Origin of the sequence: Micromonospora sp. NPDC000316 (assembly GCF_042898885.1) — a bacterium.
Taxonomy (GTDB): Bacteria; Actinomycetota; Actinomycetes; order Mycobacteriales; family Micromonosporaceae; genus Micromonospora.
This window is the reverse complement of the sequence record NZ_JBIAZG010000002.1, coordinates 681,021-696,631: the sequence shown is the minus strand read 5'-3', so window position 1 is coordinate 696,631 and position 15,611 is coordinate 681,021. Positions and strand designations below refer to the sequence as shown.

14 protein-coding genes are annotated in these 15,611 nt (G+C 72.7%); 6 read left to right on the top strand and 8 right to left on the bottom strand.

Going from position 1 to position 15,611, the window contains the following annotated elements; all coding sequences use genetic code 11:
* Nucleotides 1-52: 52 nt before the first annotated feature.
* Entirely contained in the window at nt 53-1,684 is a 1,632-nt protein-coding gene (locus ACFY2Q_RS07750) for an MFS transporter (RefSeq protein WP_387128376.1), read from the bottom strand.
* 233 nt (nt 1,685-1,917) lie between these two features.
* On the opposite strand from ACFY2Q_RS07750, the gene ACFY2Q_RS07745 reads away from it, so the two are divergent.
* From ACFY2Q_RS07745 to ACFY2Q_RS07735, 3 genes are all read left to right on the top strand, one after another.
* A complete protein-coding gene (locus ACFY2Q_RS07745) occupies nt 1,918-3,231 on the top strand; it encodes a histidine kinase (RefSeq protein ID WP_387128375.1) in 1,314 nt (437 codons plus the stop codon).
* The gene (locus tag ACFY2Q_RS07740; RefSeq protein ID WP_387128374.1) at nt 3,219-3,881 is read left to right on the top strand and encodes a response regulator; all 663 of its coding nucleotides are present in this window, start codon (nt 3,219-3,221) and stop codon (nt 3,879-3,881) included. Before ACFY2Q_RS07745 ends, ACFY2Q_RS07740 begins: the two co-directional genes overlap by 13 nt.
* A gap of 95 nt (nt 3,882-3,976) precedes the next feature.
* The gene (locus ACFY2Q_RS07735) at nt 3,977-5,038 is read left to right on the top strand and encodes a Gfo/Idh/MocA family oxidoreductase (RefSeq protein ID WP_387128373.1); all 1,062 of its coding nucleotides are present in this window, start codon (nt 3,977-3,979) and stop codon (nt 5,036-5,038) included.
* A 104-nt stretch (nt 5,039-5,142) separates the two neighbouring features.
* On the opposite strand, the gene ACFY2Q_RS07730 is transcribed toward ACFY2Q_RS07735, so the two are convergent.
* Together ACFY2Q_RS07730 and ACFY2Q_RS07725 are read right to left on the bottom strand one after the other, a co-directional pair.
* The gene (locus tag ACFY2Q_RS07730; RefSeq protein WP_030335934.1) at nt 5,143-5,364 is read right to left on the bottom strand and encodes a hypothetical protein; all 222 of its coding nucleotides are present in this window, start codon (nt 5,362-5,364) and stop codon (nt 5,143-5,145) included.
* 194 nt (nt 5,365-5,558) lie between these two features.
* Complete coding sequence (locus ACFY2Q_RS07725; RefSeq protein WP_387128372.1) at nt 5,559-6,653, bottom strand: NYN domain-containing protein; 1,095 nt, start codon at nt 6,651-6,653, stop codon at nt 5,559-5,561.
* A 237-nt stretch (nt 6,654-6,890) separates the two neighbouring features.
* Between ACFY2Q_RS07725 and ACFY2Q_RS07720 the strand changes: the two genes are divergently transcribed.
* On the top strand, nt 6,891-8,912 hold the full coding sequence (locus tag ACFY2Q_RS07720; protein ID WP_387128479.1) for a glycosyl hydrolase family 28-related protein: 2,022 nt from the start codon (nt 6,891-6,893) through the stop codon (nt 8,910-8,912).
* A 63-nt stretch (nt 8,913-8,975) separates the two neighbouring features.
* On the opposite strand, the gene ACFY2Q_RS07715 is transcribed toward ACFY2Q_RS07720, so the two are convergent.
* The 4 genes from ACFY2Q_RS07715 to ACFY2Q_RS07700 form a co-directional block, all read right to left on the bottom strand.
* Complete coding sequence (locus ACFY2Q_RS07715) at nt 8,976-9,614, bottom strand: hypothetical protein (RefSeq protein ID WP_387128371.1); 639 nt, start codon at nt 9,612-9,614, stop codon at nt 8,976-8,978.
* A gap of 14 nt (nt 9,615-9,628) precedes the next feature.
* Nucleotides 9,629-10,714: an SRPBCC domain-containing protein gene (locus ACFY2Q_RS07710; protein ID WP_387128370.1), complete on the bottom strand. Its 1,086-nt coding sequence runs from the start codon at nt 10,712-10,714 to the stop codon at nt 9,629-9,631.
* 68 nt (nt 10,715-10,782) lie between these two features.
* Nucleotides 10,783-11,832 (bottom strand): NAD(P)H-dependent flavin oxidoreductase, encoded by a 1,050-nt coding sequence (locus ACFY2Q_RS07705; protein WP_387128369.1) that lies wholly within the window; start codon nt 11,830-11,832, stop codon nt 10,783-10,785.
* 17 nt (nt 11,833-11,849) lie between these two features.
* The gene (locus ACFY2Q_RS07700; protein ID WP_387128368.1) at nt 11,850-13,040 is read right to left on the bottom strand and encodes a hypothetical protein; all 1,191 of its coding nucleotides are present in this window, start codon (nt 13,038-13,040) and stop codon (nt 11,850-11,852) included.
* A 123-nt stretch (nt 13,041-13,163) separates the two neighbouring features.
* Here ACFY2Q_RS07700 and ACFY2Q_RS07695 point away from each other — a divergent pair, with 123 nt between their 5' ends.
* Nucleotides 13,164-13,436: a hypothetical protein gene (locus ACFY2Q_RS07695; protein WP_387128367.1), complete on the top strand. Its 273-nt coding sequence runs from the start codon at nt 13,164-13,166 to the stop codon at nt 13,434-13,436.
* A gap of 332 nt (nt 13,437-13,768) precedes the next feature.
* Nucleotides 13,769-14,170, top strand: a complete 402-nt coding sequence (locus ACFY2Q_RS07690) for a hypothetical protein (RefSeq protein WP_387128366.1) — start codon at nt 13,769-13,771, stop codon at nt 14,168-14,170.
* A gap of 80 nt (nt 14,171-14,250) precedes the next feature.
* Here ACFY2Q_RS07690 and ACFY2Q_RS07685 read toward each other — a convergent pair whose 3' ends face one another.
* Nucleotides 14,251-15,456 carry an ROK family protein gene (locus tag ACFY2Q_RS07685; protein WP_387128478.1) on the bottom strand — a complete coding sequence of 402 codons (1,206 nt, stop codon included), beginning with the start codon at nt 15,454-15,456 and terminating at the stop codon, nt 14,251-14,253.
* Between the last annotated feature and the right edge of the window lie 155 nt (nt 15,457-15,611).

Here is a 15,611-nt window from a genome sequence, read left to right as displayed (position 1 = left end):
ATCCGGCCATCCTAACAACGTGCCCGTACGCCGTACGTCACCCGGAGCCGGGTCAGACGCCTTCGCGATCGTCGCTGAGTGTCGGGCCTGCGGCCGCCGGCAGCAGGTGGAGGATCTCCGGCGCACCCTCGGTCAGTTCCTGGACCCGCCGCTCGGCCGCACGGTCCTCGGCCGTCAACCGGCCGCCGTGCTGGCGCAGGTGCTCGCCCCAGGACGGCACCAGGTACACCTCGACGAACAGGTTCTCCGTCTCGGCCGGCCGGAACAGCCCCCATCGCATCGCGCCGGTCCGCTGCCGGGCACCGCGCACCACGTCCATCGCGGCGAGGAACGCCTGCGCACGTTCCGGCCGCACCCTGTAATTCACGGTCACCAGCACCGGCCCGACCCCCGGATCCGGCTCGTACACCAGGTCCAGTTGCGGCCAGTAGACCGCCGGTTGCCGGTTGTCCGTGCGCAGGTCCGGCAACGGCCAGAGCCGACTCGTCACGGTGCCGAGCAGCATGACCGCCGCCGCAGCCAGATAGGCGAGCACCAGCCCGCCCAGGTCGGCGACCAGACCCCAGACGAGGGCACCGGCAGCCTGCCCGCCGGCGAAGAAGATCTGGTAGACGGCCAACCCTCGGGCTCGTACCCAGCCGGGCAGGAAGAGCTGCATCTCGGCGTTGATGTTGGCCAGCACCGTCACCCAGGCCATCCCGGCGGGCAACAGGGCGACGAGCACAAGCGGCACCACACGTACCGTGCCGACCACTGTCAACGCGATGGTGAACAGCGCGCCGGAGATCAGCAGCAGCTGGTTGGCCGACAGTCGGGTGCGGAAAACGGACAGCAGGAATCCACCTCCCACCGCGCCGACCCCGAGGGCGGCCAGCAGCAGCCCGTACCCGCCGGAGCCCAACCCCAGCCGTCGATCCGCCACGAGCGGCAGCAACGCCCACAACGAGCTGGCCGGGACGACGAAGACCATGGAACGGCGCAGCAGCCGGCGGGCGATCGGTGAGTGACGTACGAAGCGGCTGCCGGCGCGCAGCGCGGCGGTGAACCGCTCGGGCACCTCGACGGCGCGGGTGTTGCCGGGCCGCCAGCGCCACAACGCGTACGCGAAGATGCCGAACGCCACAGCGTTCAGCGCGAAGACCGGGGCGACGCCGGTCTGGGCGATGAGCACGCCTGCCACCGCCGGTCCGACGGCCCGCGCGGCGTTCACGCTTATCGAGCCGAGAGCCGACGCCGAGCGCAGGTGCTCCTGCGGCACCAGCTCCGGAATCACCGCCGCCCAGGCCGGCAGGGTCAGCGCCTGCCCGACCCCGAACGCGAAGGTGAGGGTGAGCAGCAGCGCCGGCGGCATCCGGTCGGTAAAGGTGAGCACTGCCAGCACCGCCGCCACCGCGACCAGGAACAGCTGCACGGAGATCAACAGGTGCCGACGGTCGAAGCTGTCGGCCAGCACCCCGGCGGGCAGCGCCAGCAGGAGCACCGGCAGCAGGCTGGCGGTCTGGACCAGCGCGACGAGCGTGGAGGCGTTGGCCTGGTGGATGAGCAGCCACTGCGCGCCGACGGTCTGCATCCACGTGCCGACGTTGGCGGCGAGCAGAGCCAGCCAGAGATTGCGGTAGGCAGCGATGCGCAGGGGCGCCCAGGCGGGGGCCGGACGCTCAGCGGGTCCGGCCGCGGCTGTCACCGCCGCCCGTCCGCGCGCAGCCGGCGCCCACCGCCGACCACCACAGACGTTCCTGCACCCATGTCTCTCCATCCGCGACCTGAGGGCGTGACGGCACCTTCTTCCCGTTTGTCGTCATGCCACACCCGGCGGGGTTCGTATCGACGACAGGTGGCACAGGTAGGCCTGGGCATACCTCGGTTGGGGATCTGGACGGCTGGGGTGCCGGGCCGTCGGCGAATAGCGTCTGCGGCATGACCTCGGAACACAGTCGTCACCTGGCCGAGGCGCTGCGCCGCCGCGACTGGCTGGTGTCCGCCTGGCCCTGGCGAGCGCTTGCCTACCTGATCAGCACAGTGCCGGTCGCCGGCGTGCTCGCCGTCGGGCTTCTCGTCATCGGCGCGCCACTGCTTGCCGCCGTCAACGCGCTCCGGCAGCACGGCCGACCGCCGGATCTCCCCCTCATGCTGTTCCTGGCCGTCGGCAGTCTCACACTGCTGGCGCTGGCGCCGATCGTGAGCTTCCCGGTCGCCGTCGTCGAACGCTGGCGGCTCGGCCTCGTGGACGGCCGCCCTCTGCCGGCGCCGCGGTGGACCGGCCTGGCCGCCCGCTACCGCAGCGCTGCCGGCTGGCGTGAGGTGGCGTACCTGTTCTGGCTGGGCGGGATCGCGCCCGTCGCGTACTGGGTGTTCCTGCTTCTGGTGCTCCTCGACCTCGGGTTGATCGCGAGCCCGTGGCTGGCGTTCGACAGCACGTCCGAGTCCGGCGACGCCGCGCAGGTGATAGTCGTCTGGGGCACGGTGGACACCGCTGGCGAGGCCATCCCGTACGCGATCGTGGGTGTGCTGCTCGTTCCCGTGCTCTGGTACGCGGCAGGGCTGCTCGCCGCCGGTCAGGCCGCGGTGGCCCGGTGGATGCTGGCCCGGCCGGTCGACGCGGCCGCGCTGCGCGAGGTCGCCCGGTCCCGGACCCGGCTTGTCGGCGCGTACGAGGCCGAGCGACGCCGGATCGAGCGCGACCTGCACGACGGCGCGCAACCCCGGCTGACAAGCCTCACGCTCCAGTTGGGCCTGGCCCGGCTGGACTTGGCAGAGGACTCCCCCGCCGCCCGGCCGCTCGCGGTCGCGCACGACCAGGCGAAGGGCCTGATGGTGATGCTCCGGCAGTTGGTGCACGGCATCCGCCCGCAGAGCCTCACCGATCTCGGCCTCGCCGGCGCCGTCCGGGAACTTGCCGACGCGGCTCCTGTCGCTGTCACCGTCTCCGCCGACCTGGACGGGGAGTTGCCGGAGATCGTCGAGACCACCGCTTACTTCGTGGTGTCCGAGGCGCTTGGCAACGTGGTCCGGCACGCCGGGGCGACCCGCGCCCAGGTCCGCCTCAGCCGGGCCGACGGCGATCTCGTCATCGAGGTGTCCGACGACGGACGCGGCGGCGCCGACCCGTCCCGGGGCACCGGCCTGACCGGTCTCGCCGACCGGGTCGCCGCCGCCGATGGGCGGCTGCTGCTGGCCAGCCCACCCGGTGGGCCTACCCTGATCCGGGTGGAGCTGCCATGGCCCCGGTGACTGTGGTGCTCGCCGAGGACGAGGTGCTGTTGCGGGAGGGCCTTGTCGCGCTGCTGACCCGCTTCGGCTTCGAGGTGTGCGCCGCCGTCGGCTCCGCGCCCGAGTTGCTGGACGCGGCGCGCACGCACCAGCCGGATCTGGTGCTCACCGACATCCGGATGCCGCCGGACCGGCGCGACGACGGGCTGCGTGCGGCAGTCGCGCTGCGCGCCGAGCGACCCCGGCTCCCGGTGGTGGTCCTCAGCCAGTACGTGCAGACCGGGTACGCGGCGGCGCTGTTGGACAGCGGCGACGGCCAGCGGGTGGGCTACCTGCTCAAGGACCGGGTGGCTGAGGTCACCGAGTTCGTCGACACGCTGCGCCGGGTCACCGCCGGCGGCACCGCAATCGACCCGGACGTGGTGCGGCAACTGCTGCACCGCCCGCGCGACCCGCTGCGCGCCCTCTCCAATCGGGAACGTGAGGTGCTGGCGCTGCTGGCCGAGGGCCGGTCCAACGCGTCGATCGCCGCCCGACTGCACGTCACCGAGGCGGCGGTCGGCAAGCACGTCGGCAACATCCTGTTGAAGCTGGACCTGCCGCCGAGTGACGACACCAACCGCCGCGTGCTCGCCGTTCTCACCTATCTGCGCGCCGACCCGGCCGGCTGACCAGCACCGGGGCCGGATCACGCCTCCTGCCGCAGCGCGTAGATTCGACAGGCGGTGCCGCAGCCACTCGGGCGCGGGCCGGGGAGGAGCACGGCATGTCGGAGGCGTTGCGGGTCGGTCTGCTGGGGTACGGGTTGGCGGGGCGGGTGTTCCACGCGCCGCTGATCGCCGCGACGCCGGGGCTGCGACTCGACGCCATCGTGACCCGCGACCCGCAGCGGCGCGAGCAGGCCCGCCAGCACTTCCCGGACGCCCGGCTTGTCGACGACGCCGCCGAGCTGTGGCGTACACCGGAGGCTCTGGACCTTGTCGTGGTGGCGACGCCGAACCGGCAGCACGTGCCGATGGCGCGGGCGGCGCTGGCCGCCGGTCTGCCTGTCGTCGTCGACAAGCCGCTCGCCCCGACCGCCGCCGAGAGCCGCGCGCTCGTCGACGAGGCCGCGGAGCGTGGGGTGCCGCTGACGGTGTTCCAGAACCGGCGTTGGGACGGTGACTTCCTGACCGCCCGTCGCCTGGTGGAGCAGGGCGAGCTGGGGCGGGTGCTGCGCTTCGAGTCCCGCTTCGAGCGGTTCCGGCCGACGATCAAGCCGGGCTGGCGCGAGCTCGCCGGCCCCGAGGAGGCCGGTGGTGCCCTCTTCGATCTCGGCGCCCACCTCGTCGACCAGGCGGTGCAGTTGTTCGGTCGGGTCGAGCGCGTCTACGCGGAGGTGGACCGTCGCCGTGCCGGTGCGGCCGTCGACGACGACGCCTTCGTGGCGTTGACCCACGCCAACGGGGTGCACTCGCACCTGTGGATGGGTGCGGTGACCGCTCAGCTCGGGCCTCGGCTGCGGGTGCTGGGCGACCGGGCCGGCTACACGACGTACGGCCTCGACGTGCAGGAGGCAGCGCTGCACGAGGGTGGCCGACCGGACCAGCCGGGCTGGGGTGAGGTCGGTCCGGAGCGGTACGGCCTGCTCGGCGTCGACGGCGACCTGCGCCCGGTGCCGACCGAGCCCGGGGCGTACCAGAACTTCTACGAGCAGGTGGCGGCGGCATTGCGCGACGGCACGCCGATGCCTGTGGACCCACGGGACTCGGCTGCCACGGTCGAGCTGATCGAGTTGGCGCACCTGTCGGCCACCGAGGGTGTGACGCTCCCGGTCCCGATCGCCTGATCGTCGTCCGCAGCACCGGTGCCCGGGTGACGTGGACACCGGGCCGGCCGGCTAGCGCGCCGGGCTGGAGCCCAGGAGCGTTGCCGGCCCGGCCCGGTGCCGGATCAGCGCTGCTTCAGCTCACGCCAGGATGGGTGCGTGCCGCGCCACGCATCGGCGAGGATGGCCGCCGAGGCCCGGCTTGGGCACTGCTGCACCCGCTCACGACCCGACGCCCCACCGATCTGGGCGCGGACCTCCCAACCCTGCCCATCAGTACGGATGTACACGTCCCGGCGCCCGCGCGGAGTCGTGTCTCCGTTCCACCAATGCTCCTCGACCTTCATTCGCCGACCGTATAGCAAATTTTGCGCGGAGGGTACGGCGCAGGAATGGCCAGAACGGGGCAAGGAGAACAAGTCGGGCGTAAATCCGGCGCAGTGTTAACGGTTAGCAACCTTCCAACGGGCGACCCTCCTCCACCTGAGCGCCAGCTCAGACGACGACGGCCCCATTCACCAACCCGGATCGGGGTGGGGGGTCAGGTCCGGGTGGTGAGCAGGTAGTCGTCCGCCTCCGGGCTCCAGCGCAGGTCGACAGCACCACTTGTGGCGGCGGCCTTGCAGAACTGGAGGAAGCTGCGGTAGCCGAGTTTCTTCTCACTGAAGTCGGGACGGGCGCGACGCAGTTGGTTCTTCAGGCCGGACAGCGCCACCGGGTTGCCAGCGCTGCCGAGGTCGCCCACCACGCCACGGAGCAGACCGAAGGCCACCTCCCGGTCGCCGTGCTCGGGCAGCGAGACCTCAGGGTCGCCCTTCGCCGGGCCCTCCGCCAACTCGACCACGTTGTGCTGGGCGAGGTGGCGCAGCAGCTCGCCGAAGGTGCGGAAGCCGTAGTCGGACTCACTGAATGTCGGGTCCTTGCGCAGCAGGGTCCGCTTGAGCCGGGAGGCGGTCACCTCGCCGCTGGCGCTGCCCTGCAACCCGGCCACCGTCTGGGCCACCAGCACGGCGAGGGCGTCCACGTCGCGGCCGGGCTCCTCCCCCGCCGGCCGACCCTCCGCCTCCTGCTCCCGCTCCTCCTGCTCCGGCTCGGGCGGTCGCTGGCCGGGCCCGGGCTGCCGGACCGGGCGGCCCCGCCGGCTGGAGGTCGGCGGGATGTCCACGCCCTCCAGCCGGTCGTAGTAGAGGAACTCGTCGCACGCCGGGGGGAGCAGCGCCGAGGTCGACCCCTCGACGCCGACGCCGATGACCTTCTTGTTCAGCTCGCGGAGCTTGTGCACCAGCGGGGTGAAGTCGCTGTCACCGCTACAGATGACGAACGTGGAGATGTAGTCACGCTCGAAGGCCAACTCGATCGCGTCCACTGCCATCTTGATGTCGGCCGCGTTCTTGCGGGAGGCGCCCATCCGCTGCGGGATCTCGATCAGCTCCACGTGGGACCGGGTGAGCATCCGGCGGTCCTCGTCGAAGAACGACCAGTCGGCGTACGCCCGCCGCACCACCACCCGCCCCCGCTCGGCCAGCGCGTCGGCGATCGGCCGGAAGTCGAAGGCCGCGCCGCCACGATTGTCGCGGGCCCCCAGCGCGAGGTTCTCATAGTCAAGGAAAAGGGCGATCCGGTCTTCTTGCTCCACGCGGCACAGCCTACGCCGGGCGGGTGCGGCCGGGGCGCACCCGTAGAACGACACCTCAACTCGCCGAAGGTCCATTTTTTGCAGTCGAGCTGTCTGTTCTTTTCGCTACTCGATTGCGGTCTTGCAGCGCTATGTTCGGTGCTGGCATCATAACGATCAATGTCGGGCGCGGGGGAAGCGCCGGACGGGCCTCCCACCACCACCCACAGAGGAGTGTCACCGATGTTTCGGATGTCGATGCCAGCGCGGGGGCGCCCAGGCCGGTCGGCCTTGACCGCCGTCACCCTCGCGACCGCCGTCGCCCTGCTCGTCACCGGCGGGTCCACAGTCGCCGTCGCCGGGCCGCCCTCGTCCACCGCGCGGCCGGTGGTCACCCGGGCCGCCCTCGACCCGGCGCTCGTCGCCGGACGCGGCGCCGACGTCGACTTCGTCGAGCAGGAGGCCGAGAACGCCCGCACCAACGGCACCGTCATCGGCCCCGACCGGTCCGCCTACACGCTGCCCTCCGAGGCGTCCGGCCGCCGGGCGGTCCGGCTCGCCCCCGGCCAGTACGTCGAGTTCGTCCTGCCCCGCGCGGCCAACGGCATCACCGTTCGGTACAGCATCCCGGACGCGCCGGCCGGCGGTGGGATCACCGCGCCGCTGCGGGTCGCCGCCAACGGCACGCACCTGCGCACCATGACGCTCACCTCGCAATATTCGTGGCTCTACAACCAGTACCCGTTCTCCAACGACCCCCGCGCCGGGCTGCTGCACCCCGACTGGTGGATCACCGAGTGCCAGTGCGTGCCGGCGGCCACCACGCCGTACCCGAGCATCAGCACGCCGTTCCGGCCCACCCACTTCTACGACGAACAGCGACTGCTGCTCGGACGCACCTACCGGGCCGGCGACACGATCCGGCTCACCGCGCCGACCGGCACCGCCGCCGCCTGGACGGTCATCGACCTGCTCGACTCCGAACTGGTCGCGCCACCGCGCATCCGACTGCTCGCGGCGAACGTGCTGGCCTTCGGCGCCGACCCCACCGGCCGGCGGGACTCCGCCGACGCCCTGGACCGGGCCATCGCCCTCGCCCGGCGCGCCCACCTGAAGGTCTACATCCCACCGGGCACCTACCAGGTCAACAGGCACATCGTCGTGGACGACGTGACAATCGAGGGCGCCGGCAACTGGCACACGATCATCAGGGGGCGCGAGGTGGCCCTGCCGACGCCCGCGCCGGACGGCTCGGTGCACACAGGCGTCGGCTTCTACGGCCGCGACGCCGCCGACGGCGGCAGCCGCAACGTCCACCTCTCCGGCTTCGCCATCGAGGGCGACGTCCGGGAGCGCATCGACACCGACCAGGTGAACGCGATCGGTGGCGCGATGAGCGACTCCACGATCGACGGCCTCTACCTGCACCACACAAAGGTCGGCGTGTGGTTCGACGGGCCGATGCGCAACGTACGCGTCACCAACAACATCATCGTCGACCAGATCGCCGACGCGCTCAACTTCCACACCGGCGTGACCGACTCGCTCGTCGCGCACAACTTCGTCCGCAACACAGGCGACGACGGCCTGGCGATGTGGTCGGAGAAGACGGCGAACGCGCGCAACACGTTCGACCACAACACAGTGCAGTCCCCGACGCTCGCCAACGGCATCGCCATCTACGGCGGCACCGACACCACCGTCTCCAACAACCTCGTCGCCGATCCGGTCCGCGAGGGCAGCGGCCTGCACGCCGGGTCGCGCTTCGGCGCCGAGCCGTTCACCGGGCACCTGCGGTTCACCAACAACACGACCGCCCGCGCCGGCACGTACGAGCTGAACTGGAACATCGGTCTCGGCGCCATCTGGATCTTCGCCCTGGACCGGAGCATCGGCGCGAGCATCGAGGTGACCGGCGACGCGTACCTCGACAACACCTACAACGCGATCATGCTGGTGAGCGACTGGCCCGTGAAGGACCTCTACTCGATCAGCAACGTGCGGTTCCGCGACATCCGCATCGACGGCACCGGCACCTCGGTGGTCAGCGCCCGCTCGGCGGGGTCGGCGTCGTTCGCCAACGTGGACGCCCGAAACATCGGCGCGGTAGGCGTCAACAACTGCGGGTCGTTCCACTTCACACCTGCCGGATCGGAGTTCACGCTCACCGACCTCGGCGGCAACGACGGCGGCTGGCTCGCCCCGTGGCTGCTGCCCAACACCATCACCTGCGACGACCGGCCGCCGGTCTCGCCGCCGCCGCCTCCGTCGCGGTGGTGAACGCGGTGGGCGGCCCGATCTCGTCGGGCCGCCCACCGCACGGCTTCTCCGACCGCCCCGACGTCAGAGCGTCCGGGCGTACGCCAGCGGCACGATCGTCGGCTGCCCGTCCCAGTTGCCGCTCAGGGTGGCACCGGCCGCACCCACGGCCCCGTCCGTCGCGGGTCGGCGGACCACTACCAGCTCGACGGAGTCGGTGAAAATGACAGCGCTGGCCCCGTCGACCACCCGACGGATGTCGCCGACCGGGCGCACGCTCGTGTCCCCCGCGCCGCTGGCGACGACGGTCATCGTCGGCTCGCGCACCTCACGCCGGCCGTCGACCTCGAAATACTGCTCCGCCTGACCGGTGCCGGCCAGGATCGCGTGGGCCAGCGCCGCCGCGTAGACCGGGTCGCCGCAGCCGTCGTACACCCAGCGCGGGCCGAGCGCCGAGTGCTCGGTGGTGCCCACCAGCCACTCGTCGGCGCCGTCGAGGGGCGCGCCACGGTAGGTCAGCGGCACCTGGTGCACGGCCCCGCCGGGGGCACCGACAAGCATCGTCTCGATGCCCACCGAGCCGGCCGGGTCGTCGAATCGGTAGGCGCCCGCGCTCACCACGTCGACCCCGGCCGGCCCCTCGTACCACTGTCGGCCGGGCAGCCAGGTCGTCAGCAGGTCGAGCTTCGTGGGGCGCAGCGTCGCCCGGTGCAGCAGTGCCATGTCGAGAGCCTAGGTCAGAGGGCCGCGCACGGGTTGCCGTCCACCGTGCAGCCCACCGGCTCCCTGGCCTTGGGCCGGCCGTCCCGCACGTCGAAGCGGATCGTCCGTGACCCGCCCGCCGGCACGGGCGGCCCGCTGAAGGTGATCGCCCGCCCGTCCTGCCGCCAGTCCGCGCCGTCCACGTCGTCCACGCTGCTGCCCTCGGCGAGGGTCACCACCACCGACCACTGCTCCGCAGGTGCTCTGCCCGGATTGGCGACCACCACCTCACCTGTGTAGCCGAACAACCGGCCCTCGATGCCGTAGCGGGCCGTCAGCGGCGGCGGGGGCGGCGGCGCGGTCGTGGGCGTACTCGATGGTTTCGCCGTCGGAGTGCGGCTCGGGCTTGCGGTGGGCGATGCGACGGTCCGGGACGGGCGCGCCGACGGTGTCGCCTTCGGCGGTGCGCTGGGCGCGACCGCCGCGGCGGTCGACTCCGGCGCCGACGGCGACGCCGAGACCGCCGCGGCGGTGTTCTTCGGCCCGTCCGGGCGCGTCATCCACGCCACCAGACCCGCCACGAGGACGACCCCGACCAGCGCGGCGACAAGCGCCCAGCGACGACGGCGGGCCCGGGCGGGGCCGCGCGCGCCGATCATCGGTAGCTCGGTAGTCATCCCGGCGTCGTCGCGACGCAGGTCGACCTGTTGGAACGCGAGCCAGTCGAGAATGGCCGGCAGGCGCACGGTCAACGCCTGACGGAGCTGCTGCTCGCGCGGCTCGTGCTGCTCGGCCGACCAGGAGCCGTGCGTGGGGACTTCCCGAACGGTCAGCCGGCTGCCCTGCCTGGTGGTGGCGATGACGCAGGTCAGCTCGGTGAGCCGGCCGGCCTCGTCGCAGCGCAGCTCCAGCAGCTCCGGCACCCGCCGCTCGGTCACCTCGACCTCGACGTTGGCATCGAAGCCGGGCAACCCGGCGGTGTGCAACAGCAGCCGGTCCGGCACTCCCTCGACCATGTCGGCCTCGGCGAACCACCGGCCGATCAGCTCCCGATCGGTCAATGCGAGCCAGACCCGGTCGGGCGGGTGGGACAGGTCGACGTGCGCGTCGATCTCGATCACGGCGAGACTCTAACGGGTTGCCCACCCGGTGCGTCCCGCCCGCCCGGGGCCGACCGCCGGTCGCCTGGTCAGCCCCAGCGGGTCGACCGCTCGACCGCCGCCGTCAACGCGGCCCGCGCACCGGCGCTGACCCCGGCGACCACCTGCGCCGCCGGCACGTCCCGGGCCAGCGGGTGGGCCTGTCCGGCCCACAGGTTGGCCACCGAGGCGTCCTGGTCGCGCCGGGCCGCGGCGAGCAGCGGGCGGGTCAGGTGCAGCACCTGCGGGTAGCCGGTCGGTGCCGCCGGGTCGTGCTCCCGCAGGAAGGCGTTGACCACACCCCGGGCGCGCTTGCCGGTGTACGCCCGCGTCAACGCGGTAGGCGCGGCGCTGGCCACCGCCGCGCGGTGCAGGTGCGAGCTGCCCGCCTCCGGGCAGCACAGGAACGCCGTGCCGAGCTGCGCGGCAACGGCACCGGCGGCCAGCGCCGCCGCCAGAGCCGGGCCGTCGGCGATGCCACCGGCGGCCACAAGTGGCAGGTCGCAGCGGGCGGCGGCCAGCCGGAGCAGCGGCAGCACCGCGTAGTCGTCGTCGTCCGGTACACCGCCGCGATGCCCGCCGGCCTCGGTGCCCTGGAGCACGACGGCGTCCACTCCCCGCTCGGCGGCGGCCGTGGCGGCGTCGGGACGGGTGACGGTGGCCCACACCTCGGTGCCCCGCTCACGCAGGGCCGCCACGGCTGCCCGATCGGGCAGCCCGAAGGCGAAGGACACCACCGGGACCGGGTCCGCGAGCAGCGCGGCCAGCTTCTCCGGGTACGCGTCGTCGCCGCCCACCGGCTCGCCCAGGCTCACCCCGAACCGGTCGGCCTGCGGGGCGAGTCGTCGCGCGTACACCCGGATGGCGGCCTCGTCGACGGCGCCGTCACCGGGCAGGAAGACGTTCACCCCGAATGGTCGGTCGGTCTGCGCGCGGACCTCGGCGATGTCGGCGACCAGCCGCCCGGTGTCGATCATTCCGGCGGCCAGGAAGCCCAGCCCGCCGGCCGCGGAGACGGCCGACACGAGGGCCGGCGTGGACGGGCCGCCGGCCATCGGGGCGGCGATGATCGGGTGGCGCAGCGCGGAGAGCACGGACATCACCACATCCTGCCGCGTCAGCGCCGGAGGGTGTGCCGCCGCCACAGCACTCCACCCACCGCGAGGAGCGCCAGCAGCGTCCCCCCGCCGGCCGCCAGCGGCCAGATCCGGCCCACACCGATGCCTGCCGCCTGGGTCGTCGGGCTGCCCGGCGTGGAGGCTGGTGGGGCTGCGGTGGTGGCCTCGGCGGGTTGCGGCGTCGGCTCCGGCGCGGAGCTTGCGGGGTAGCGCAGGACCCTCGGGTGGGTGCCGGGCGGCTGGCCGGCGGACTCGGAGACGGTGAGCAGCGACAGACCGTCCCGGCTGTAGGTGATCGACTCGCCCTGCGGCTCGTCGGGCAGCGCGACGATCTTCGGGGTGCCGGTGGTCAACGCGGCGACGACGTCACCGTTCGGTACGTCGTACTCGAACGCGTCGGCGTAGCTGCGCAACGCCACCCGGCGGCCGTCCGGGGCGCTCGCCGCGCCGGTGATCACGCTGCGCCCGACAAACGAGTACGGGTTGCTCGTGGTGGTGGACGGCAGGGCCACCTCGCCAACCAGGGCCATCGGCGTGGCGGTGCCCGGCTTCAGGGCGGTGGTCGGCGCGTACAGGTAGACGGCCCCGCTGCCGCCCTTGGTGATGACGAGCGGCAGTCCCTTGCCGTCGAGCAGCAGCGCCTCCGCGTCGTGCGGGCGGTCCGGGTACGTCATCCGGTACAGCACCGGCTGGTCGGCGCCCGGAGCGAGCCGCCACAGCCCTATCGTCTCCCGGGTGCGGTCGTTGTCACCGATGTCGGCGACCCAGACGGTGCCGTCCCGGCCGATCGCCAAGTCCTCGGTGTCGCGGGGCCGGGACGGGTAGCTGACCGCGCGCCGCACCGCACATCTGTCGTCGAGGAAGAAGATCCGGCGGCGGGCCTCGTCGTCGGCGCCGTCGTTGACCACCACGTACCCGTCGTCGGTGGCGACCATCCCGGAGATCTCGGTGAGCCGGTCGTCGCGTACCTGGCACACAGATGTTCCCGCCGGCGCGGCCGCCGCCAGACCCGGGGCCGGCACCACGGCCAGCGGCAGCGCCACGGCCAGCGCGGCGGCGAGCGTCGTACCCAGGCGGGCGCGCCGCCCTCGGGTCACCCAGCCGCGTACCCGCATCGTGCGCCTCCTCGTCGTGACCGTGGCCCGGTCCTCCCGCCCATCCTGGCGCATGCCGAGCGCCCCCGGCGGCATCCGGGCACACCTGTCGGCGAGACCCCCACCAGGGCGTTGGCGCCGGCTCGGATGCCTGAGCGTGACGGCGGCGGGTAGGCAGTGGCCCGGCGGCCGTCGACACCCGCCGGGCAGGAGGCTCCGATGAGCACGTACCGGGATGAACAGGGCGCGACGTTTCCTCCTCCGGAGGCGGACGCCGTGGAGCAACGGCAGAACGCCGTCGACTACGGGCCGCCGGACCGGGTGTCGGGCGACGTCGACACGGAGGCGTCCGAGGCCGACCTGGCCGAACAGGGCGCCCTACCGGCGGGCACGCTGGAAGAGGTCACGACGCTTCCGGCCGATGCCAACCCGGCGGACGCACTCGAACAGCGCCAGGAGATCCCCACCCGCGACGAGGGCCGCCGAACCTGACCCGGGACCCACGGACCTACGGACGGGGCTCAGCCGGCGACGACCTGCCACTGGCAGCTCTACCAGCCGGCGGACCGGTTCTGGCTGTTCCAGGGCATCGAGGCTCGAGCGCCCGCAGCACCTCCACGAGGGCACCGGGTCGATGCCCGACGCCGACGCTTACCGCTCGGCGGTCCAGGGCGTATCGGTCCCGATACCGCTTCCGTAGCCCCTCCGCGACTATCGCCGCACCGCTCGTTGTCACATCCATCCCCTTCCGACGCATCGAAGGCGTCTACCGTACAACATACGGTAGGGGGTACGGGAACAGTTGATCGAGTACCTTCGGCGGCATGACGATCTCGTTGGACGGTCGGCGTTTCGCCGCCGAGACGGATGTGGTGGCCGGTGAGGTCGGCACGGAGACAGTCTTCGCGTACCACGAGCGGGCCGGCGAGGTGTGGGCCGAGTACGCCGGGGGGTCGATCCGTCGTGGCTACCTGGTCGGCACACGCGAGGGCGACCGGCTGGACTTCCGCTACGTCCAACTCAACGCCGAGGGACAGACGTCCTCGGGGCACTGCGTCTCCGAAGTGACGGTGCTCGCCGACGGCCGGCTGCGGTTGCACGAGACCTGGTCCTGGGAGTCCCGGCCGGGCACCGGCACCAGCGTGGTGCAGGAGTTGCCCGCGCGTCGGCGGTCGGAGCGACAACACCGACACGACGACGACCACCCGGCTGAGCGCGGCGCGTAGGGCGACGGCGGCCGGGCGGCGACGTGGCGCTGCTGGGCGACGGCACCGGCTGGTTCATCGCCGGCTCAGGCCCGGGGGACCTACGCCGAGTCGGTGGACCCCAACTGGCCGGCGACGCCGACGTTGAGCGGGTCGGCCAGGAGCTTGTCGAAGGCCAGTTCGGCGGCGCCGATCAGGACCGCGTTCTGGTCCAGGGCCGCCGGCTGGAGCCGCAGGTGCTCGCGGGAGATCGGCAGCGGCATGGCGTCCAGCCGACGACGGACCGTGTCCGCCCCGGCGGTGAAGATGTCGCGCAGCGAGCCGCCGAACACCACGGCGTCCGGGTTGACCACATTGACCAGGTTGCCCACGCCGAAGCCGAGCCAGTCGGCGACCTGGTCGACGGCCTGTCGGGCCTTCGGGTCGCCGTCGGCCGCCGCACGCAGCACGTCGGTCACGGCGGCGCGGTCACCGGGTTCCCGTCCGGCGTGGCGCAGCAGGGCGGCCTCGCCGATCTCGGTCTCCCAGCAGCCGCGCGAACCGCAGCCGCAGGGCAGGCCGTTCGGGTTGACCACCATGTGGCCGACCTTGCCGCTGTAGCCGTGGTGGCCCATCATCAGTCGGCCGCCGACGATGATGCCGGCGCTGATGCCCAGGTCGCCGTGCAGGTAGATCACGTCGTCGACGCCTGCGGCCACGCCGCGGACGTGCTCGGCCAGGCCGGCGATGTCGGCCAGGTCGCCGCTCACGAAACCCGGGCCGCCGGGGAACTCGGCCTCGAGGGCGACGCCCAGGCTCTCGTTGACGCTGGCGATCTGGATCCTGCCGTCCGGATCGCGGGTGGTGTCGGTGACCGCGACCGCGCCGCCGACAAGCAACGTGTCGGGGGCCACGGCGCGTTCCATGTCGCGGACCAGGTCAGCAAGGGGGCCGACGGCGTCGACGGCCGACATGCCACGGGGCCGGGGCGCCTCCCGCAGGTCGAGGATGCGCCCGCCGAGGCCGACCCGGGCGGCACGCAACCGCTCCGCCTCGATGCTCAGCGCGTTGGCGTAGACCCGGTCGGAGCGTGGGCTGACCACAAGCGAGGGGCGGCCGGCGCGGCGGGCGCTGGTCGGCGCTTCCTCGGTGACCAGGCCGCTGGCGGTCAGGTCGGCCGCGAGCGCGCCGATGGTGCTGCGGTTGAGGCCGAGATGTCTGGTCAGCGCGGCGCGCGACGTCGGTCCGTGCAGGTGGACGTAGCGCAGCACGGCGCCGAGGTTCTGCCGCCGGATCTCCTCCTGGCTCGCGCCGGGGATCGAGGACAGCGGGGATTCGGGGTGGTGGCCGGCGCCGGAGGGCCTGGACCGTACGGGTATGTCCACGGTCAGACCTCCTTCCGGGGTTGGTGCCGGGTGGTGCGGGACGATCAGACGACGATGGGTCCCGGAACAGGAGATCCGGGACCCATCGGCGTTACCTG